The organism is Glutamicibacter sp. (assembly GCF_050701915.1).
In the GTDB taxonomy this organism is placed as follows: domain Bacteria; phylum Actinomycetota; class Actinomycetes; order Actinomycetales; family Micrococcaceae; genus Glutamicibacter.
Window position 1 is genome coordinate 1 of record NZ_JBOGEG010000001.1, and the last position, 21501, is coordinate 21501.

19 protein-coding genes are annotated in these 21501 nt (G+C 61.2%); 6 read left to right on the forward strand and 13 right to left on the reverse strand.

From position 1 onward, the window contains the following. Positions 1–43: 43 nt before the first annotated feature. Both aspS and hisS read right to left on the reverse strand, forming a co-directional pair. Positions 44–1840 (reverse strand): aspartate--tRNA ligase, encoded by a 1797-nt coding sequence (gene aspS / locus ACRDT3_RS00005; protein WP_431491005.1) that lies wholly within the window; start codon positions 1838–1840, stop codon positions 44–46. Positions 1841–1929: 89 nt separating this feature from the next. Then, complete coding sequence (gene hisS, locus ACRDT3_RS00010) at positions 1930–3252, reverse strand: histidine--tRNA ligase (protein ID WP_431491006.1); 1323 nt, start codon at positions 3250–3252, stop codon at positions 1930–1932. Positions 3253–3395: 143 nt separating this feature from the next. On the opposite strand from hisS, the gene ACRDT3_RS00015 reads away from it, so the two are divergent. Beyond that, positions 3396–4754, forward strand: a complete 1359-nt coding sequence (locus ACRDT3_RS00015) for a DUF349 domain-containing protein (RefSeq protein WP_431491007.1) — start codon at positions 3396–3398, stop codon at positions 4752–4754. A 60-nt stretch (positions 4755–4814) separates the two neighbouring features. Further along, entirely contained in the window at positions 4815–5438 is a 624-nt protein-coding gene (locus ACRDT3_RS00020; protein WP_431491008.1) for a hypothetical protein, read from the forward strand. Between the two features lie 27 nt (positions 5439–5465). On the opposite strand, the gene ACRDT3_RS00025 is transcribed toward ACRDT3_RS00020, so the two are convergent. The 9 genes from ACRDT3_RS00025 to pdxT form a co-directional block, all read right to left on the reverse strand. Continuing rightward, positions 5466–7733: a RelA/SpoT family protein gene (locus tag ACRDT3_RS00025; RefSeq protein WP_431491009.1), complete on the reverse strand. Its 2268-nt coding sequence runs from the start codon at positions 7731–7733 to the stop codon at positions 5466–5468. 238 nt (positions 7734–7971) lie between these two features. Further along, positions 7972–8940: a protein translocase subunit SecF gene (gene secF, locus ACRDT3_RS00030; RefSeq protein WP_431491010.1), complete on the reverse strand. Its 969-nt coding sequence runs from the start codon at positions 8938–8940 to the stop codon at positions 7972–7974. Next, positions 8933–10675, reverse strand: coding sequence for a protein translocase subunit SecD (gene secD / locus ACRDT3_RS00035; RefSeq protein WP_431491011.1), 1743 nt, complete (start codon positions 10673–10675; stop codon positions 8933–8935). The genes secF and secD overlap by 8 nt, the downstream gene beginning before the upstream one ends. A 60-nt stretch (positions 10676–10735) precedes the next feature. Next, on the reverse strand, positions 10736–11146 hold the full coding sequence (gene yajC / locus ACRDT3_RS00040) for a preprotein translocase subunit YajC (protein ID WP_431491012.1): 411 nt from the start codon (positions 11144–11146) through the stop codon (positions 10736–10738). Between the two features lie 187 nt (positions 11147–11333). Continuing rightward, positions 11334–12383: a Holliday junction branch migration DNA helicase RuvB gene (gene ruvB / locus ACRDT3_RS00045; protein WP_105658278.1), complete on the reverse strand. Its 1050-nt coding sequence runs from the start codon at positions 12381–12383 to the stop codon at positions 11334–11336. Between the two features lie 26 nt (positions 12384–12409). Beyond that, positions 12410–13027 (reverse strand): Holliday junction branch migration protein RuvA, encoded by a 618-nt coding sequence (gene ruvA, locus ACRDT3_RS00050; RefSeq protein WP_431491013.1) that lies wholly within the window; start codon positions 13025–13027, stop codon positions 12410–12412. A gap of 108 nt (positions 13028–13135) precedes the next feature. Continuing rightward, a complete protein-coding gene (gene ruvC / locus ACRDT3_RS00055; RefSeq protein ID WP_431491014.1) occupies positions 13136–13735 on the reverse strand; it encodes a crossover junction endodeoxyribonuclease RuvC in 600 nt (199 codons plus the stop codon). 3 nt (positions 13736–13738) lie between these two features. Then, on the reverse strand, positions 13739–14497 hold the full coding sequence (locus ACRDT3_RS00060) for a YebC/PmpR family DNA-binding transcriptional regulator (RefSeq protein WP_431491015.1): 759 nt from the start codon (positions 14495–14497) through the stop codon (positions 13739–13741). A gap of 3 nt (positions 14498–14500) precedes the next feature. Then, a complete protein-coding gene (gene pdxT / locus ACRDT3_RS00065; protein ID WP_431491016.1) occupies positions 14501–15112 on the reverse strand; it encodes a pyridoxal 5'-phosphate synthase glutaminase subunit PdxT in 612 nt (203 codons plus the stop codon). Positions 15113–15270: 158 nt separating this feature from the next. On the opposite strand from pdxT, the gene ACRDT3_RS00070 reads away from it, so the two are divergent. Together ACRDT3_RS00070 and ACRDT3_RS00075 are read left to right on the forward strand one after the other, a co-directional pair. Next, a complete protein-coding gene (locus tag ACRDT3_RS00070; RefSeq protein WP_431491017.1) occupies positions 15271–16104 on the forward strand; it encodes an aldo/keto reductase in 834 nt (277 codons plus the stop codon). A gap of 43 nt (positions 16105–16147) precedes the next feature. Then, positions 16148–16783 (forward strand): DUF6226 family protein, encoded by a 636-nt coding sequence (locus tag ACRDT3_RS00075; protein WP_431491018.1) that lies wholly within the window; start codon positions 16148–16150, stop codon positions 16781–16783. Position 16784: 1 nt separating this feature from the next. On the opposite strand, the gene ACRDT3_RS00080 is transcribed toward ACRDT3_RS00075, so the two are convergent. After that, on the reverse strand, positions 16785–18002 hold the full coding sequence (locus ACRDT3_RS00080; protein WP_431491019.1) for a CapA family protein: 1218 nt from the start codon (positions 18000–18002) through the stop codon (positions 16785–16787). Between the two features lie 76 nt (positions 18003–18078). Here ACRDT3_RS00080 and ACRDT3_RS00085 point away from each other — a divergent pair, with 76 nt between their 5' ends. Together ACRDT3_RS00085 and ACRDT3_RS00090 are read left to right on the forward strand one after the other, a co-directional pair. After that, a complete protein-coding gene (locus ACRDT3_RS00085; RefSeq protein WP_431491020.1) occupies positions 18079–20091 on the forward strand; it encodes a M3 family metallopeptidase in 2013 nt (670 codons plus the stop codon). Further along, complete coding sequence (locus tag ACRDT3_RS00090; protein WP_426734231.1) at positions 20091–20858, forward strand: GNAT family N-acetyltransferase; 768 nt, start codon at positions 20091–20093, stop codon at positions 20856–20858. The genes ACRDT3_RS00085 and ACRDT3_RS00090 overlap by 1 nt, the downstream gene beginning before the upstream one ends. Before the next feature lie 72 nt (positions 20859–20930). Here the strand turns inward: ACRDT3_RS00090 and ACRDT3_RS00095 are convergent, their stop codons facing one another. Next, entirely contained in the window at positions 20931–21491 is a 561-nt protein-coding gene (locus ACRDT3_RS00095) for a dihydrofolate reductase family protein (protein ID WP_431491021.1), read from the reverse strand. Between the last annotated feature and the right edge of the window lie 10 nt (positions 21492–21501).

The window sequence follows — 21501 nt, forward strand, 5'->3', positions numbered from 1 at the left end:
ACGCATGAATGCGTTCCATCCGGCTTCTTGAAGCTGCGTAATCCTACTTGGCTTCGGCCTTGGCTGCGGTTTCTTCAGCCTTCTTCTCTGGCTTGAAGTCGATGCCGGCTTCCTTGCGCTGCTGCGGGGTAATTGGCGCAGGAGCGGCGGTCAGCGGATCGAAGCCGCCACCGGTCTTCGGGAAGGCGATGACGTCACGGATGGACTCCGAATTGGTCAGCAGCTGCAGTACGCGGTCCCAGCCCAGTGCGATGCCGCCATGCGGTGGGGCACCGTACTTGAAGCCCTCGAGCAGGAAGCCGAACTGGGTGTCGGCCTGCTCCTGGGTCACGCCCATGAGCTTGAAGACGCGTTCCTGGATGTCGCGCTTGTGGATACGGATCGAACCGCCACCGATTTCGTTGCCGTTGCAGACGATGTCGTAGGCGTACGACAGGGCCGAGGCCGGGTCGGTGTCGAAGGTGTCCATGAACTCCGGCTTAGGGCTGGTGAACGCGTGGTGCACAGCGGTCCATGCGCCCGCGCCCACGGCCACGTCGCCCGAGGCGACAGCGTCGGAAGCGGCTTCGAACATCGGCGCATCGACGATCCAGACGAAAGCCCAGTCGCCTTCCTTGATCAAACCGGTGCGGTGGCCGATCTCGACACGGACCGAGCCGAGCAGTGCGCGGGATTCGTTCTTCTTGCCGGCGGAGAAGAAGATGCAGTCGCCTGGCTGCGCGCCGGTGGCTGCGGCCAGGCCGGCCTTCTCTTCATCCGAGAGGTTCTTGGCCACTGGGCCAGCCAGCTCGCCATCTTCCTTGATCAGCACGTAGGCAAGGCCCTTGGCGCCGCGCTGCTTGGCGAATTCCTGCCAGGCATCCAGGGTGCGGCGTGGCTGCGAAGCGCCGCCAGGCATGACAACGGCACCGACATACTCGGACTGGAAGACCTTGAAGGAGGTGTTCGCGAAGTACTCGGTCATTTCAGCCAGTTCCAGGCCGAAGCGCAGATCCGGCTTGTCCGAACCATACTTGGCCATGGCCTCCGAGTACGCCATGCGGCGGATGGGGGTCGGGACCTGCACGTCGATCAGGTTCCACAGTTCGGTGACCAGCTTCTCGCCGAGCTCGATGATGTCGTCTTCCTCGACGAACGACGCTTCGATATCCAGCTGGGTGAACTCCGGCTGGCGGTCCGCGCGGAAATCCTCATCGCGGTAGCAGCGGGCGATCTGGTAGTACTTCTCGAATCCGCCGACCTGCAGCAGCTGCTTGAACAGCTGCGGGGACTGCGGCAGTGCGTACCACGAGCCCGGTGCCAGGCGCGCAGGCACGACGAAGTCGCGGGCGCCTTCCGGGGTGGAACGGGTCAGGGTCGGGGTTTCGATTTCGATGAAGCCCTGATCGTGCAGCAGGTTGCGTGCGACGCGGTTCGCCTCGGAGCGAAGGCGGATGTTGCGTGCCGGGGTCGGGCGGCGCAGGTCCAGGTAGCGGTGGCGCAGACGCGCCTCTTCGCCGACCTCGACGTGCTCGTCGACCTGGAATGGCAGCGGGGCGGCGGTGTTCAGCACGGTTACGGTTTCCGCGATGACCTCGATCTGCCCGGTAGGCAGGTTCGGGTTCTCGTTGCCCTCTGGGCGGCGCTCGACGTTGCCGACGATCTGCAGCACGAACTCATTGCGCAGCGGATGGAAGTCCTCTTCATCGCGCACGACGACCTGGGCCACGCCCGAGGCATCACGCAAATCCAAGAAGGCGACGCCACCGTGGTCACGGCGACGTGCGACCCAGCCGGTGAGTGTGACCTGCTGTCCAATGTGCTCGGCGTTCAAGACGCCCAGCTGATGAGTGCGTAGCACTACGATCCTTTCGGTCGGTTGGGAAAGTTTCTTCCCATGAAGTTTAGTGCACCGCGGTTGGTGCACGGGCGGGCGATGAAGCCCAAAAACTAGCTGATGGCGATCTTCAGGTCCGCTTCGGCCGGCATCCAGGTGGCTGGATCGGCAGCAAGCTGCTCGCCGGAACGGATGTCCTTGACCTCGTGGGTGCCATCGGCATGGGTGAACCAGACGAACGGAATCCCGCGTCGATCAGCGAATTTGATCTGCTTGCCGAACTTTTCCGCGCTGGCTGCGACCTCGCAGGCGATGCCGCGCTCACGCAGCTGCGAGGCGACATCCTGCGCCTCGTGCCAGGACTCGTCGTTGGCCAAGGTGACATATACCACCGAAGGCACCGAACGGCTCGCGGTCACTACCTCTTCGGCAAGGATGCGCGAGATCAGGCGGGTGACGCCGATGGACAGGCCCACGCCCGGGTAGTTCTTCTTGCCCTTGGACGCCAGCGATTCGTAGCGGCCGCCGGAGCAGATCGAGCCCAGGGATTCGTGGCCCACCAGCACGGTTTCGTACACGGTGCCGGTGTAGTAATCCAGGCCGCGGGCGATGGACAAATCGGCCATGACCTTGCCCGGCGCACGCTTGGACGCGGCATCGATGACCTGCGAGAGCTCATCCAAGCCGGTATCGAGCAATTCGTGGCTGACGCCCAGTGCGCGGACCTGCTCGACGAAAGAGGTGTCCAGGGTGCGGATCTTGGCCAGGGCCAGGGCGGCGGAGGCCTGCTCGGCGGTGGCGCCGGCTTCTTCTACCAGGATCTTGGCGACGCCGTCTTCGCCGATCTTCTCCAGCTTGTCGATCGCGCGCAGTACTGCATCCGGATCTTCCAGGCCCAGGCCGAGGTAGAAGCCCTCGGCCAGCTTGCGGTTGTTAACGCGCAGGCGGAAATCGCCGATCGGCAGTGCTGACAGCGCGTCGGCGATGGTCAATGCCAGTTCCACGTCGTAGCTGAATGGCAAGGTGCCATCGCCCACGACGTCGATGTCGGCCTGGGTGAATTCGCGGAAGCGGCCATCCTGCGGGCGTTCGCCACGCCAGACTTTCTGCATCTGGTAGCGGCGGAAGGGGAAGGCCAGGTGGCCTGCGTTCTCCACCACATACCGCGCAAAAGGCACGGTGAGGTCGAAGTGCAGGGCCAGCGCGTTCGGATCGTTCTTGTCGTCCTCCGCAGCCAAGCGGGACAGCCCGTAGACTTCCTTGTCGATTTCTCCCTTGCGGAGAAGCTGCGCGCGGGTTTCCACCGCACGGGTCTCGATATTGGCGAATCCATGCAGTTCGAAGACATGGCGCAAGGTGTCCAGCACGTGCTGTTCAACAGCCCGTTCGGCTGGAAGCCATTCTGGGAAACCTGATAGTGAGGCCTTGCGTGCCATGAAACTCCTTAGTGCAAATTGGGCTACCTACCCATCTTATAGCCCGAAACCTAAGAAACCTGTGCACGTCGGCTTACTAAGAAGCGGAGGTCACAGGTAGAGTTGGCTAAAGCAAGTGCTCGTAAAGTGAAAGAGTTTCAGCGGTGACCACCAGTCAGCAATCCGACGACAGCCAGAAGACCCCATTGCCACAGGCGCAGAAGCCTGCCGCAAAGCCGGTTGTAGCGCCAAGCGTCGCACACACCACTCCCCTCGAAGAAGCGGCCAAATTTGCCCGCGTGACCGAGGATGGCCACGTCTTCGTAATCATCGACGGCGCCGAGTTCCCCGTGGGCCAATACCCGGACGCAACGCAGGAAGAAGCCCTGGGCTACTTCGTGCGCAAATATGACGACGCGCTCTCGCAGCTGATGCTCTTGGAGCAGCGTGTAGTTGCCAAGGCCCCGGCCGGCGAGCTCAGCAAGGCTGTGCAGGCGCTCTCGGCCACCGTCGCCGAACGCCATATGGTCGGCGACATCCCGGCGCTGGAAGCCCGCCTGGAAAATACGCGCGTAGCCGTCGAGGCATTGACCAGCGAACAGCGCAAGGCCAACGACGAGGCTCGCGCGGAGCAGCTCGCTGCCCGCGAATCCATCGTCGAACAGGCTGAAGCCTTGGCCGGCAAGCGCCCGGAGCAGATCCAGTGGAAGACCGCTTCGGCGGCGATGAACGAGCTGTTCGACGCATGGAAGGGCTCGCAGCGTTCCTCGGTTCGCCTGCCCCGGGCCACCGAAGATGCGCTGTGGAAGCGATTCCGCTCCGCTCGCACTACCTTCGACCGCCACCGCCGCGCATACTTCTCGCAGCTGGATTCGACCAACGCGGCCGCCAAGGAAGTGAAGGAAGAGCTGATCGCTCGCGCCGAGGCGCTGCAGGGGTCCACCGACTGGACTGCTACCGCCGCCGAATACCGCAAGCTCATGGATGAGTGGAAGAAGTCGCGCCGTGCCTCGCGCAAGGACGATGACCAGCTCTGGAGCCGCTTCCGCGCTGCCCAGGATGTCTTCTTCCAGGCCCGCGCAGCAGCAAACGCAAAGATCGATGAAGAGTACTCCCAGAACCTCGTGGTGAAGGAAGCCCTGCTGGAAGAAGCTCGCGCACTGCTTCCCATCAAGGATCTGGCTGCCGCCAAGAACAAGCTGGATTCGATCCGCACCCGTTGGGAAGCTGCCGGCAAGGTGCCGCGCAACGACCTGCAGCGCATTGAGTCTGCTCTGCGCCAGGTCGAGGACGCGGTCAAGGGTGCCGAGGACGAGCAGTGGCGTCGTTCCAACCCGGAGACCAAGGCCCGCTCCAACTCGATGCTCTCGCAGCTGCAGGACACCATCTCCGCCTTGGAGGATGATCTGGCAGCAGCCCAGGCCAAGGGCAACGCCAAGCAGATCGCGGCAGCCCAGGAAGCCCTGGATGCACGCCGCATGTGGCTGAGCACCTTGGAGAAGTCGGCTGCCGACTTCCAGTAAGTAATCCACAGATCGCTTGCAAACCGCCAACGCGGCGGCGCGAACTGGTTCAGTAGCTCTATGGAAACGAGAAATTCCCCAGCTACCGGACCTCGCGCCGCCGCGTTGCGCATTCCCGGGGATCTTTGGATCGCAGGTGAGATGTTCACCCGCAACGAGTTGCACGCCATGGCCCACAACGGCCTGCTGCTCGAGGTCCTCGGTGATTATTTTTTGCCCAGCAGCATCCGGATCAACGCTTCGGTGCGTGCTCGGATTGCAGGTTTCGCCTGTGGACGCGAGCTGGCCCGCGATGCGGTGCTAGCTCGTCAAACTGCAGCCTGGATCCACGGACTCTTGCCGTCAGTGTTCACCTTGTGCATCTACACCAAGAACTACCACCGGCCGTTTTATCCCGGGCACGGCCTGAAGGCCGAATTCGCTCAAATGAAAGTGCCGGATACGGAAATGGTGTTCCGCAGCCGCATCAGGGTCACCACGGCATTGCGCAGCGCCTGCGATTGCGCCAAATATGATCCATTACCCATTGCCAGCCGTGTTCTGGGCACAGTCATGGCCCTGGCAGATCCCTACCTGACTTTGGACGCTATCAAACAAGCCCTGGCATCCGAGGTTCCTTCACCTGAACGGTCCAGGGCCCTGCGCCTAGTGCAGTCCTTCTCCGATTCGGCACAAGCGGCCTAGGCCGCCGCAGCGGGGTGCACCGCGCAGCTAGCGGCGGGACCCTGCGGTGGTGCGGTAGACATCGTAGACGCCATCGATGCGACGCACCTGGTTCAGCACGTGGCTCAGGAACTTGGGGTCGCCCATTTCAAAGGAGAAGCGGGAAATAGCCACACGGTCCTTGCTCGTCTGCACGCTGGCCGAAAGGATGTTCAAGTGGCTTTCGGAGAGAATTCGGGTGACGTCGGAGAGCAGCGACTTGCGGTCCAATGCTTCGACCTGGATTTCCACCAGGAACACGCCGTGGTGCTTGGTGGCCCACGTGACGTTGACCAGTCGATCCGGCTGCTCGGCGAGCTGCGTCAGGTTCAGGCAGTCGGTGCGGTGCACCGAGACTCCGGCGCCACGGGTTACGAAGCCCTGGATTTCATCCGGCGGCACCGGGGTGCAGCATCGCGCCAGCTTCACCAGCACGTCTCCCAGGCCCTCGACGATCACGCCGGCGTCATTGCCCGTAGCGGGGCTCGGAGCCACTGGGCGGACTACCGCTTCCTCATCGACCTGTTCGGCTTCTGGAGGGCCAATCAGAGCCGTTAAGTGCTCAATTACGTTCTGTGCACTGGTATGGCTGTCGCCTACGGACTGGTACAGAGCCGAAATATCCGTGTGGTGCAGTTCGTTGGCTACCGCGGTGAGCAGGTCGTGAGTCATCAATTTCTGCAATGGCAGCTGGTTGCGACGCAGTTCCTTGGTCAGCAGCTCCTTGCCTTTTTCGATGGCCTCTTCGCGGCGCTCCTTGGAGAAGTAACCGCGGATCTTTGCCTTGGCACGTGGTGAACGAACAAAGTTCTGCCAATCCTGGGATGGGCCCGCGCCTTCGGCCTTGGAGGTGAAGACCTCCACCACGTCACCCTGCTTGAGCTCGGTATGCAATGGGACGAGCTTGCCATTGACACGGGAGCCGATGGTGCGGTGGCCCACGTCGGTGTGGATCGAGTAGGCGAAGTCCACCGGTGTGGCACCAACCGGCAAGGACATGATGTCGCCCTTGGGAGTGAAGACATAGACTTCAGCGGAGCTGATGGTGTAGCGAAGGCCATCCAAGAACTCTTCGGAGTCGGCTGTATCCGCCTGCCACTCCATCAAGGAACGCAGCCAATCCATATTCTGTTCCGGTGAGAGCATGGAGTTATCGGTCTGGCCATGCTTGTACTGGAAGTGCGCTGCTACACCGTATTCGGCGCGCACGTGCATATCGTGGGTGCGGATCTGGATCTCTACCGGCTTGCCTTCAGGACCCATCACCGTGGTGTGCAGCGACTGGTAGAGGTTCAGCTTCGGGATCGCAATATAGTCCTTGAAGCGGTTGGGCAGTGGATTCCACTCTGCGTGCACGACGCCAAGGGCGCCGTAGCAATCCTTGACGGTGTCCACCAGGATGCGTACGCCCATGAGGTCATGGATGTCGTCGAAGTCCTTGCCGCGCACGATCATCTTCTGGTAGATCGAGTAGTAATGCTTCGGCCGGCCGGATACCGAGGCATGGATGGCTACATCGCCGAGATCGCCCGAAAGCGTCTGGCGGATCGAGGAGAGGTACTTTTCGCGTTCCGGAGTGCGATCGCCGACCATGCGGACGATCTCTTGGTACACCTTGGGGTGCAAGGCGGCGAAGGACAGGTCCTCCAGCTCCCACTTGACGGTGTTCATGCCCAGACGGTGTGCCAGGGGCGCGAAGATTTCCAAGGTTTCCTTCGCCTTGCGCGAGGAAGATTCCGGGGATACGTACCGCCAGGTGCGGGCATTATGCAGGCGGTCGGCCAGCTTGATCAGCAGCACGCGAATGTCGCGGGACATGGCCACGACCATTTTGCGCACGGTCTCGGCGGGGGCCGCATCGCCGTAGGTGACCTTATCCAGCTTGGTCACGCCATCGACCAGCATGGCGATTTCCTCGGAGAATTCCTTCTTAACCGACTCCAGGGAGTATTCGGTGTCTTCCACGGTGTCGTGCAGCAAGGCGGCGGCAAGAATCGAGCCGGTCATCCCCATCTCCGCCAGGATCGTGGCTACGGCGACCGGGTGGGTAATGTACGGATCGCCGCTCTTGCGCTTCTGGCCTTCATGGTACTTTTCGGCGACCTCGTAGGCGTGGACCAGCAGGTCCAGATCCGCCTTCGGATGCTTGGACTTGACCGTACGCAATAACGGTTCAAGGGTCGGCGATGTGCTCGGGGTGCTCCCCCGGCCAGCAAAGCGCACCAAACGAGAGATAGAGCGTCGTTTCGAATTGTTCAGGTTAGGCGTATTCGCCATGCCCCGCTCCTTCCCGTTGCCGTTGAGTTCTTCCCGAAGCCTGCGTGAAGCCCGATGGAATTCAACGGTAGTTTCGGGCCGCCAGATCACTGGTGGCCGTGCACTGAAAAAACACCTTCTTTAGTTCAAACGTTATAGCACGTTCGCGCGGTGACAACTAATTACGCATCTTCTCGCTTAAGCGAATTGGTGCCCCCAGCAAATGCTGGGGGCACCAAATTCAGATCTTCAGATCATTTTAGGCGGCAGCCATCTTCTTGTCGTGCGCTACCACGTCTTCGTCCTTGTGGCGGAGCCAGTGGAACATTGGCGCCTGAACGAACAAGGTCGACAGGGCCGAGACGATGATACCGACGAACAGCGCCAAGGACAGGTCCTTGAGCGTACCGGCACCCAACAGGTAGGACCCGATGAACAGGATCGCGGCCACTGGAAGGACAGCAACGACCGAGGTGTTGATCGAGCGAACCAGGGTCTGGTTCACGGCGAGGTTGACCAGCTGCTCGAAGGTGCGCTTGGACTGCTGGGTGTAGTCCTTGGTGTTTTCGCGGACCTTGTCGAAGACCACCACGGTGTCATACAGCGAGTAGCTCAGAATGGTCAGGAAGCCGATGATCGCGCTGGGCGTGATTTCGAAACCGGACAGCGAGTAGATGCCCGCAGTCACGATCACCACGGCAATCAGGCCCACAATCGCAGCCAGCGACATCTTCCAGGTGCGGAAGTAGGCAGCCATCAGCAAGCCCACCAGGACCACGAAGACAATCAAGCCAACCAGTGCCTGGCGCGAAACGTCTTCACCCCAGGTCGGGCCGATGAAGTTACTGGTAACTTCATCGCTGGTGACACCGTAGTTCTTCGCGAGCTGGTCGGCGATGGCCAAGGTCTGGTCATCGCTCAAGCGCTCGGTCTGCACGCGCATGGTCCCCGGGGCAATGTTGGTGACCGTTGCCTCGGCGCCCGAAGCCACCGAGGTAACCGCCTTTTCACCAATGGAGATATCGGTTTCCTGCACGTCCGAAACGGTGAATTCAGAACCACCGCGGAAGTCGATGCCCAGGTTGAAGCCGCCCTTGACCACTGGAACCAGGATCGACAGGATCACCAGAATGCCGGCGATCAGGAACCACAAGCGGTGCTTGGAGGTGAACGGGTAGGAACGCTTGCCGGTGTAGAGCTCGTTGCCCCAAGTGACTAGCTTATTCATTGTTCTCCTCCTGGGCCTTGGTCTGCGTGCTGCCAGACTTGCCCGAGCCAGTGGTCTGCTCGGCCTGTGCACGGCGCCGTTCGGCAATGGTCATGCGCTTGGCGGCCTCGACCGAAGCCTTGGCATTCTTCTTGCCGCGGTTGGCCTCGACGTTCTCATCGAAGCGGCGAACCTTGCCTGCACCTTGGTACAGCGGCTTGACGCCAAGCAATGATGGATCCATGCCCGAGAGCGGATGGCCGTTGGCGAAGAACTTGGTGCGTGCCAGCAGGACCAGGGTTGGGTGGGTCAGACCGTACACGACGACGAGGTCAACGATTGCGGTCAGGCCCAGGGTGAAGGCGAAGCCTCGCACGTTGCCCACGGCAACGATGTAGAGCACTACTGCGGCCAGCACGTTCACGGCCTTGGAAGCCAGGATGGTGCGCTTGGCGCGCTTCCAGCCGATATCCACGGCGCTTGCCAATGGCCGGCCTTCGCGCAGCTCATCGCGAACACGCTCGAAGTACACGATGAACGAGTCGGCGATCAGGCCGATGGCCACGATCAAACCGGCCACGCCCGCCAGCGACAAGCGGTAGTTCATGCCCCAGCCGAGCAGAACCAGGCAGAGGTAGGTGAGCACACCGGCCACGAGCAGCGAAGCGATGGTCACCAGGCCCAAGGCCCGGTACTGGAAGAGCGAGTAGATGAACACCAAGATCAGGCCGATAACACCGGCGATGAGGCCTGCGGTCAGCTGGTCAGCACCCAGCGTTGCAGAAACCTGCCGCTCGGACTGGATGTCGAAGCTGATTGGCAGTGCGCCGTACTTCAGCTGCTCGGCCAACGCCTGCGAGCTGTCCTGGGTGAAGCCACCGGAAATCTGCGGACGGCCATCGGAAATCACCGCGTTGGTGGTTGGTGCCGAAATGGTTTCGCCATCAAGCACGATCGCGAACTGGTTCTGCGAACCCTGCAGGGCAATCAGACGCTGGGTGGTGTCGGCGAAGATCTTGGTGCCTTCGGCATTGAACTCGATGACGACAACCCATTCGCCGGTAACCGAACCGTTGACGCCACGGGCCAGTTGCGCGTACGCGTCCTTGATCTTGTCACCGGAGATTTCCTGCGGGCCAAGAATGTACTTGACACCCATATCGCGGTCGCAGGAGATCATTGGCTTGCTTGGGTCAGCGGCTTCGCCGCCACGGTCCTGGAGTTCCACGTCGCAGTCGTAGCCTTCGAACTCCTGGAAGAGCTCTGCGGTGATCCAGTTGGTGTCCGATGGGTTCTCTGGCTCAGCGCTGGGCTTTGGCAGGTCTTCCTTAGGAGTGCGATCTTCCTCGGGAGTCGCTGCGAAGCCACCGGTGATCAGCACCGGACGGAACTCCATGTTGGCCGAAGCCTGGATCAAATCGCGGGTGGTCTGGTCCGGAGTGCCGGGCATCGAGACCACAACGTTGCGACCGGACTGGGTGGTGATTTCCGATTCGGTAACACCGGAACCGTCCACGCGCTGGCGGATGATCTCCACCGCTTGGTCCAGCTGCTCTTGGTTGATCGCTTCGTCGCCCTGGACCCGAGGGGCCAGGATCATCTCGGTGCCGCCTTCGAGGTCGAGGGCCAGCTTCGGTCCCCATCCGGTTTTACCATTCGCTGCACCACCCACCAACACGCCGGTTGCGATGATGAAGACGATCAGCAACCACAGCAACGCTTTGCGCGCCTGCTTAACAGGTCTGATTGATGACATCTAATGTGCTTTCTGGTTCGGGTGGCTTAGGCTTCAGGCCACCGCTATGCTGCCCGGGACTTAGGCGTTGCGCTCGTCCTTGCCTTCATCGTTCAGGCGACGCAGGGACTCTTCCGGGGTTTCGGTGGTGCTGGCGGATTCAGCTGCTTCGTCGGCTACGGCCGGGGTTGCTGCGTCCTTGTCCAGGAAGGTAGCAATGGCCTGGCGGTGCAGGTTCAGCACGACGCCCGGTGCGACCTCGACCTGGACGCGATCCTCTGCGTCAACGCCGACGACGGTGCCGAAGATACCTGAGTTGGTCATCACCTTGGCGCCCGGCACGGTGTTGTTCTTCAGCTTCTCCTGCTGGGCGGACTGCTTCTTGCGGCCACGGAACATCATGAAGATCAGCACTGCGAACAGTGCGACCATCAGGATCAGCGAAGGGTTGAAGCCGCCACCAGCGGCCTGTGCGATTACGAGGGGATTCACGTATTTACCTGCTAACGAATTGTTGCGATTTGATCTAAAGTTCTGGGATGCTGTTGCGGCTATTTCTGGCGTAGAACAGCAAAGACGCCCCACCTCGCCCCGAAACGGGCATAGGTCGGGCGTCTTTAGTCTAATGCGTCACGGTGAACCGGTAGACCATTTACGCGGGCAGTGAAGTAATGCTTGCCTAATCCTCATCGTTTTCATAGCTTTGCGCACTGGCGAAGATGGCATCCTTGGGCATCGCCAAGCCCAGATGCGCCCAGGCTCCGGGCATGGCAATACGCCCACGCGGAGTACGGCCCATCAAGCCTTCACGCACCAGGTATGGCTCTGCGACAGTCTCGACGGTTTCGGTTTCTTCACCCACGGCGATGGCCAAGGTCGATAGTCCCACCGGCCCCCCGCCGAATTTGGTGCACAAGGCTTCGAGCACACCTCGGTCCAGGCGATCCAGGCCACGCGCATCGACCTCGTACATGTCCAAGGCGGCGGCTGCCGCTTTGGCATCGATCTCCTCGAGCTTGTGCACCAGGGCCCAGTCACGCACGCGGCGCAGCAGGCGGTTGGCAATACGAGGAGTGCCGCGGGAGCGTCCGGCGATCTCGGTGAACGCGGCCGAAGTGACGCTCAGATCAAGCATCATGGCCGAGCGGCGCAAAACCAGTTCAAGCTCCTTAACCGCGTAGAACTCCAGGTGGCCGGTGAAGCCGAAGCGGTCGCGCAACGGGCCGGGCAAGAGGCCCGCGCGCGTGGTTGCGCCAACGAGGGTGAAGGGCGGAAGCTCCAGGGGAATGGCCGTGGCTCCGGCGCCCTTGCCGACGATGATGTCCACGCGGAAGTCTTCCATGGCCATGTAGAGCATTTCCTCGGCCGGCCGGGACATGCGATGGATTTCATCGAGGAACAGCACCTCGCCCTCGGTCAGCGAGGAGAGGATCGCGGCCAAGTCACCGGCGTGCTGGATCGCTGGGCCGGAGGAAATGCGCAATGGCGCGTTCATCTCGGCAGCGATAATCATCGACAGGGTGGTCTTGCCCAGCCCCGGCGGGCCAGAGAGCAGAACATGGTCCGCGGTGCGTTCACGGATTTTTGCTGCTTCAAGCACCAGCGAGAGCTGCTGGCGAACGCGGGACTGGCCGACGAAGTCGTCGAGGTTCCGCGGGCGCAGGGCCGCTTCGATTACCCGTTCCTCGGGTTCGCTGCCGGCATTCGTGAGCCCGGTGGAGTCATTCATGGTCAGTTGATCCTCTCGCAGACCGCTTAGGCGCGGGTTCCGCTGGACATGCTGCGCAGTGCAGCACGCAAGATTTCTGCGACGTTGCCGGTGGCAACGACTTCTGGATCAGCCTTGGACAGCGATTTCAGGGTGCTGGTTGCATCCTTTTCGCTCCAGCCCAGGCCGGTCAGCGCCTCGATCACCTGCGGTTCCCAGACACTCGCATTGCCGCCGCCGGAAACCGGGGCCACTGGCGCGCCGGTCGGGATCAGCTTGCCGTTCAGTTCCAGCACGATGCGGCTCGCGCCCTTGGGGCCAATGCCGGAAACCTTGGTGAAAGCGGCGGTGTCCTTGGTGTTCGCCGCGATGCGGACTTCTTCCGGAGAATGCACGGCCAAGATGGCCAGGCCGGTGCGTGGCCCGATGCCCGATACGGAGACCAGGACCTCGAACACATCGCGTTCCTCAGCGGTGGCGAAGCCAAAGAGGGTCATCGAGTCCTCGCGGACCACCATGGAGGTGAATACGGTTGCCTCGCGTCCTGCCTGCAGGGTGGACAGCGTCCCGGGGGTGGCATTGACCAGCATCCCGAAGCCGTTAACGTCAATTACCGCGGTATTCAGGGCTACCGCCTGCACGGTGCCGGTCAATGAGCTGATCATGCCACTCCTTGGGATATATGTTCGATCGAATCCAGTTTATCGAAGATACCTACGAATATCGATCCGCCGCGTTTCCCGGTGGGTCGAGGCCACTGCCCCGCTGGCCGGCTAGCGGCGCACTGCACGGCGCTTCGCCGACGCCTCGGCGGCAATCCACGCCTGCTGCGCACCGGTCAGCTGCGACGAGCCACCGGCATTGGCCGCGGAGGCCGAGGCGTTCGAGCCTGTTGCCGCGCCGCGCCAACCGTGGGTAATCGCCAAGGCCACCGCATCAGCGGCGTCGGCAGGCTTAGGCGGTTCATCGAGCCGGCAGATCTTGGCGACCATCTTGCCGATCGCCGCCTTGGTGGCCTGGCCGGAACCGGTCACCGCGGCCTTGACCTCGGTCGGGGTATGCAGGGCGACCGGAATGCCGCGTCGTGCTGCCGCGGTGATCACGACGCCGGTGACCTGCGCGGTGCCGATCACCGTGGATACGTTCGCCGAGGCGAACACGCGTTCCAAGGCGAGCACATCCGGCTTATGCAGATCCAGCCACGCATCAATCGCGTTGGCGATCGTCAATAGCCGGGCATCCAGCGGGGTGCCCGGTGGGGTGCCGGCGACGGTGACGTCCACCAGCGAAACTTGCCTGTTTGCAGCGACGTCGACCACGGCGAGACCGCAACGGGTCAGGCCGGGGTCGACTCCGACAACACGTAAGGCCAAGCCTTACTGCTCTTCGTCCAGTGCGGCGCGAACTTCATCGGACAGATCAGCGTTGGTGTAGATGCCCTGGACATCGTCCAGTTCTTCCAGCGCGTCGTAGAGCTTGAGGAACTTGCGAGCCCCGTCAACGTCCAGGTCCACCTTCATTGAAGGCAGGAATTCCATTTCGTCGGACTCGTAGGCGATGTCCGCTTCGTCCAGGGCCGTGGCGACAGCGCGCAGGTCCGATGGATCGCAGACGATGGCGAAGGTCTCGTCCTCGTCCAGGATCTCGTCGGCACCGGCATCCAGCACGATCATCAGCAGGTCGTCTTCGGTCAGCTCGCCCTTAGGCAGGCGGACAACGCCCTGGCGGTTGAACAGGTACGCGACCGACCCCGGGTCGGCGATGGTGCCGCCGTTGCGGGTGATGCCCACGCGGACCTCGGAGGCTGCACGGTTCTTGTTGTCGGTCAGGCACTCGATCAGCAGGGCCGAGCCCTGCGGGCCGCGTGCTTCGTAGATGATCTCGGTGTAATCGACGACCTCACCGGTCAGGCCTGCACCACGCTTGACTGCGCGGTCGATGTTGTTGATCGGCACCGAGTTCTTCTTGGCCTTGCTGACAGCAAGTTCCAGTGCCGGGTTGCCGGCCATGTCGGCGCCGCCGGCACGGGCGGCAACTTCAATGCCCTTGATGAATTTTGCGAAGGCCTTGGCGCGCTTGGCGTCGATCGCAGCCTTCTTGTGCTTGGTAGTTGCCCATTTGGAGTGGCCTGACATGCTTTAAGCGTCTCCTCGCGTGAGATTGATGAAAAATTGGTGGATAGCAGTGCTGCCGGTGACTTCCGGGTGAAAGCTGGTTGCCAACAATTTTCCCTGGCGTACTGCAACAATTCTACCCTGTTCGTGATCCGACCCCGCTTGAACGGTGCTGATCACCTGGACGTCCGGGCCAATTTGCACGGCTTCCGGGGCGCGGATGAACACCGCTTCGAGATTTTGCCCGTTGAAGTCCAGCTGGTGCTCGAATGAGTCGACCTGGCGCCCGAAAGCGTTGCGCTTCACCGTCATGTCGATGCCGCCGAAGCTTTGCTGAACCGCGCCATCTCGCGAGATTGCAGGGTTCTCGATGCGGTCGGCCAGCATGATCATTCCGGCACAGGAGCCGTAGACCGGCATGCCATCTGCGATGCGCTCCTTGATGGGATCAGCTAGCCCGTAGTTGCGGGAAAGCCGGTCAATCACCGAGGACTCGCCGCCGGGAATCACCAGCGCGTCGACCTGCTGCAAATCGGCGACGGTGCGCACCATGTGCGCGCGCTGCCCGAGCCGCTCCAAAGAGGCCAGATGTTCGCGGAAATCCCCTTGCAGAGCGAGGACGCCTATTTTCGGCATGGTTCTAACCTTCGTGGTGTTCGGTGGTTGGCAGCACGGAAATGCGCCGAAACAACGTTAAACCCATGGACGCCGTGCGCCAGTTTTGTTTCCCGGTGTGTCGCGGATTCTTCGACCCCGCCTCCCGGTCGGCAGTGAAGCTTGGTAGGTTCGAGGACATGATTGCTGATATTTCTTCCCTCGAACTTGCCGGCGGCGTGAGCATGCCCTCGATCGGTTTGGGCACGTGGCCCATGCGTGGCCAAGAGGCGGCTGCCGCGGTCCTGTCAGCCCTCGAGGTTGGCTACCGCCGCATTGATACAGCGGAGAACTATGAGAATGAGGACGCCGTGGGCAAGGCCCTGGCGCAGAGCCGGCTTGATCGCGATGAAATTTTCGTAACCACCAAGTTCAACAAGCAATGGCATTCGGCCCAAGGCGTGCGCCAGGCGTTGGAGAACTCCCTGGACCGCTTGGGTCTTGAGTACGTGGATCTGTTCTTGGTCCACTGGCCTAATCCCCAGCAGAACACCTACGTTGAAGCCTTCACGGAGCTGGGCAAACTAGTTGACGAGGGCAAGATTCGGGCTGCGGGAGTCTCGAACTTCAAGCCCTACCAGCTGCAGAACGTCCTGGATTCGGGGCTCGTCCCGGCGCTGAACCAGATCCAGGTTGATCCTGAACGGCAAAGCGTCGAATGGCAAGGTTTCAACACCGAGCATGGCGTTCGGACCGAAGCCTATTCCCCGCTGGGACGCAAGAAATCTGGATTCCTTTCACATCCTGCCCTGGTCCGGATCGCCCAAGCGCATGGGAAGAGCAGCGCGCAGGTGACCTTGCGCTGGCATGTCCAGTCCGGGCGGGCAGCGGCACCGAAATCGGCAGACCAGCGGCGGCAGAGCGAGAACCTGGACATTTTCGACTTCCAGCTCACCCAGGCGGAAATGGCCGCCATCAATGCCATGGATACTGGTGCTGGCCCCTTCACCGATTCGGATGAGTTCGGGCACTGAATTCCCGCAATACCTGCATGCGGCAGAAACGGAGAACCCAAACATGCTTCACGGCTACCAGCGCCCAGATATCGAAGTGGCGGATTACTTCGACGAGCACGGTGCGCTGATCCCCTATGGCCAGCGCTGGGATGAGCAGCCTCCAGCGGAGAGCTATTCGCTGACCTCCCATGTGCAACGCTTTGCCCCGTTGCCGCAGGTAGCCCAGGCATTGCTGGATTGGCTGCGCGAGCAGTATGAGGTGCGTTGCTTCGAAGATCCCGGGCTGGCCAGGCAAATGCGGATTAAACCGGGCGATGCGGTGCGTTCTGTTCGCATCTTTCCGGTGGATTCGCGCTGCGCGCCACTGGGCATGGTCTTCACCACGTTTCCCGCGGTGCATCTGGAGCTCGGTGCGTTGTACCAAGCGGTATTTCCGCCGTGCGGCTGCGATGGATGCGACGAAGTTGTCCCAGAAATCCTTGAGGAACTCGAGATCCAGGTCGGTGCCGCCGTGTCCGGAGGATTCGGCGAGTTCCTGGATCGAGGCAGGGGCCGCCTCGTGCACTGTTTCGACGTTGACGGGACAGGATTCAGCGAGCAGTCCCGCGGCCTCGAAGACATATCGCCGGCACGGCTAGCCAGGGCGCGCGCCACTCTTCCCTCAAGCCGCGTGTGGGCACCCTGGCCATTGCGCTAGGTCAGTCCAGCGTCCACTCTTGAAGTCCGTCGTCGAATGCGCCATAGGCATTCACTGTGGCCTTGCTGCGCTTCAAGGAGGCCTTCGCTTCGTCTTCCGGAATGCATCCAGCAGCATCGAAGACTTGGCACCAGGCCACAGGCTCATTCGAAAGCTGGTGCGGAACCCACCGCAATTCGCTGACATCCCATTCACCGGGCGCTTCCTGGGTAAACGTTGCCTTTACGCTGATGCCTTCGCGGTTAAGAATGGTTGGTGTGGCATGTTTTGCCACGGAGTTGCCCAAACCGTAGACGATCCAAGTTCCGTCGTGCTTCTCTATGGGCAATACCGAGTGGGTGTGGTGCATGTAAATGAAATCGAAGACACCGGACTCTGCCAAGGCTCGACCGAGCCTTTTTTGAGACGCTGTCGGTTCGGTGGTGTATTCAGCCCCATCGTGCACGGCAGCCACGACGATGTCCGCTCCCGCCTTGCGAGTTGCCTTGCCCCTGGCTATCAGTTGCTGCGCATCCACCCCGGTATCGACTTGCCAGTCAGCTTCTTCCGGCAATCCGTTGAGCGAATAGGTGCTGGTTACTACACCGAGCTTCACGCCTTCCATTTCCAGGATCGATGGCTTCTCGGATTCTTTTTCACTGCGGTAGGAGCCGGTCGCGAAAAGCCCATTCGCTTCCAGAGCGTCCAGCGTTCGCTCAACACCGGCAGTACCGGCATCTACCGTGTGATTGGTGGCAGTGGTGCATCCGTCGTAGCCAATAGCGTCGAGCTCGGCCAGGATTCGATCTGGAACTGTGAACCGCGGATACCCCGAATACGGAGGGACGCCAATCGGTGTTTCCAGATTGCATAGCGCCACATCTGCGTCTTGGACATAAGGAGCCAGGCCCGCAAGCAATGGGCTGAAATCGTAGTCCCCACCATTCCCCGATTCCGCTCCAGCCGCTTGCTTCGCTTCATCCAGAAGCTGCGGATGCAGCAGTACATCGCCGGTAACCATCAGCGATAGCTCTTCGGGCGCTGAGTGCGTGGCCGAGGCATCCTCTATGGCTGAACTCGAAGCCGGTTCCGGCGAGGCTGGAACGCTGGCCTGGGCGGAAGGCTGTGGGGCTGCTGGTTCTGCGTTGTCGCTCGGAACTGCAGAGCAACCGCCAATCAGCAATGCGGCCAGTAGAGTTGAGCTAAGCGGAAGAAATGCAGGCAGTGCACGTTGAGGCATGCATCGAGCCTAGCTCAGCTAGGCATCTGGGGTGTAAATGCAAGGTAAATCACGTTTTCCATGAAAACCTAGGCCTATGCAAAACCCGCTTCTGATTCCCAGCACCAGGCCCTACCAGTGGCCAGCCTTCGACCAGCTCACCGCTGAGCATTACCTGGAGGCAGTCCGGCTCGGCGCAGCCGAACAGCGTGAAGAGCTGCAGCGCATCATCGACGATACCCAGGCCCCCAGTTTTGAGAACACTTTCCTCGCGCTGGAAACCTGCGGGCAGACCCTGCGCCGTGCGCTCATGACGTATTTCTCGGTCATTTCTGCCCATGGCACCGAAGATCTGCGGGCGATTCAATCGGAGATTTCTTCGATTTGGACCAAGCAAGAGGATGAGATTTACCTGAACCAAACCTTGTACTCGCGTCTACAAGCTTTGGATTGCGCGGGGCTCCAGGGCGAGGATGCCCGTTTAGCGGATCAAACGCTGAAGAATTTCCAATTGGCCGGCGCGGGCTTGGGCGACGCCGAAAAGGACCAGTTGAAGGCACTGAACGCCAAACTCGCTGAGCTTTCCACGCAGTTCGCTGACCTCGTCCTGGAAAATCAGAATGCCCACGCTGTGCACTTCGACGACGCTGAGGAACTCGCCGGGCTTTCCAGCCAAGCGATCGAGTCCGCTGCGCAAGCTGCCAAGCAAGCAGGCCACGCATCGGGGTACTTGCTGACGCTGGTTTCGCCTACCCAGCAACCGGTCCTGGAATCGCTGGCATCAAGCCAGTCCCGCCGCAAGGTGTTCAATGCATCGATCAGCCGTGGCACGGAGGAAAACGCGACCATTCATGTCGCCGCCGAAATGGCACAGCTTCGCGCTGAGCGCGCCGCTCTGCTCGGATTCGCCAACCATGCAGAAACCGTGCTCGCCCAGGCCACTGCTCCTTCCACCGCTGCGGTGGAAGAACGCCTGGCCGAGCTAACCAAGGCCGCCATGGCAAATGCTCGCAAGGAAGCCGAGGTACTGGGCAAGATCGCCGGTGCCGAAATCAACGCGTGGGATTGGAAATACTTCTCCAATCAGGTATTGCGTGACGAGTACTCGGTGGATTCCGAGGCACTGCGCAACTACTTCGAACTAGACCGGGTCTTGGTCGATGGAGTCTTCGCGACCGCTACCAAGCTGTTTGGAATTACCTTCAGCGAGCGGTTCGATCTTCCGGCCTACCACCAGGATGTTCGCGTCTTCGAAGTTTTCGATGCCGAGGGCAAGCCGCTGGCACTCTACACCGGCGACTACCTGACCAGGGATACTAAGAAGGGGGGCGCGTGGATGACCAGCCTGCGCGATGCCGCTTCTTTCCTGGATGAGCGGCCAATCGTCACCAACACCTTGAATATCACCCCGCCTGCGCCGGGTGATCCGATTCTGCTGTCCATGGATGAGGCAAATACGCTTTTCCACGAGTTCGGCCACGCGCTGCACGGCATGTTCTCCAGTGGAAAGTACGCTTCCCTTTCTGGTACCTCGGTCCCCCGGGACTTCGTGGAGTTCCCATCGCAGGTCAACGAGATGTGGATGCTACACGAGGATGTCGTATCCGGTTATGCCGTCCACCACCAGAGCGGCGAAGTGCTAGAAGACGCGCTGATCGAGAAGGTCCGCGCAGCTTCGCTGTGGGGCCAGGGTTTTGCAACGACTGAGTACCTCGCTGCCAGCGTCCTTGACTGGGCATGGCACACCATCAGCGCCGGGACTGTCATCGAAGATCCGCTGCAGTTCGAACAGGACGCACTTCAGGGCGCCGGCTTCGACTCCGCAATGATTCCGCCCCGCTACCGCACCGGTTATTTCCAGCACATTTTTGCCAATGGATACTCCGCTGGCTACTACTCCTACATCTGGAGTGAGGTGCTCGATGCCGACACTGTGCAGTGGTTCGAGGAAAATGGGGGCTTAATGCGCGAAAATGGTAATCGGTTCCGTGAGGAACTGCTTTCGCGCGGCAATACGCGCGATCCCCTTGAGTCCTACGAATTATTCCGCGGCCGCACCGCATTGGTTGAACCGTTGTTGCGCCGTCGAGGATTGGTGAACGCAGAATAATGACCACTATTGCCTCCGCACAGGAAGCACTAAGCCACTGGCATCAGGCACTTGCAGTAGCCACCGGCGGCAAGATCTTTACCACCCACGGATGCTCATGGGCATGGCAGCCAGTACGCAAGCGGCTGATCCTGCTGTTCCCCGAGCAACCAGAACAGGCGGGCCTGCGTCCGGCGCTAGCCGAAGGCCACCGGCTAGGTGCCCGGCGCGTGGAAGCTTGGGTTAACTCTGGCGCCCACGCAGATGAGCTGAGGGCGACCGGATTCTCCGATAATGCCCAGGTTTCCTGGCATGCTGGCCCATTGGCCATTCCAATGGATCGTTGGACCGGCAAGATCCGATTGGGCAATAACGTGCCTGAGGCCACCGGCGCTGATGCGGCCGAGCTGAACGTGACGAACCTATGGCGCGAGACCAGCACCCAGCTCTCCAGCGGGCATCCGGCATTGCGTCGCGTCGAGCACGCCTTGGCCCGTACCGACGAGGGAGAGATCGTGGGCCGGGGCTTTGCCCAGCAGGGCCTGAACGGCCAGCTCATGGTGCATTCCTTGGCCGTGGGCAAGGAACATCGCCGCCATGGCGTTGGCACTGCCCTGCTTCATGGCCTGTCGCGTTCAATGATCAATCCGCTGTCGCCGCCAGACGATGAGGTACCGCAGGAACTGCTCGCTGCGGCCACGCCGTCGAGCGCCGACTTCTTCAGCGCCAATGGGCTCAAGCTCCTTGGACGTGGACGCCACATGATCTTGCGCTCATGGAACCAGTAGGGATCATCTAATACAGCAGGAGCCCAACCGGCCCGGGATTTCCCGTGGCCGGTTGAGTTCGTTAAAGCTTGTTCACCGGTTTGAAAGTACACGGTAGACAAGGCGGGCGAACGGCCCGGCCTGCCGTGCTTCAACCAGTTCCAATCGATCGCTGCCAATTCTTCGCGGCAGCAAGGCGGCACCCGCTGGCAGCGCTGCTGGAGCAATGGTCAACGCCAAGGAATCGAGCGCATCGATGTCCAGGAACTGCCCAAGAAGCTCCCCTCCGCCGAGCACCCAGATGTTCTTCTCCCCCGCAGCCTCGCGGATTTCGGGCAAGAACTCGTTGACCGGGCCATTAACCAGGCGAATGTCGGCACCATCAGGGATCGGCAAGTCCCGCGAGGTGAAGACGTAGGTGGTGATCCCCTGATAGTATTCCTGCCACTTCTGCGGGTTCTCGATCAACTGCTCATTCTCGATCAGCCACATATAGGTATTCGCGCCTTCGACATGCACGCCGACATTCTTGGGCAGCAGGTCCGGATCGGGTTCATGGGCCCCGGGCACGTCAAAGAGCCACTGCAGGCTGTGGTTCTCATCTGCCAGATAGCCGTTGAGGGTTACTGCCGCGTCGAAAATAATCTCGCCCATGCTCTCTAGT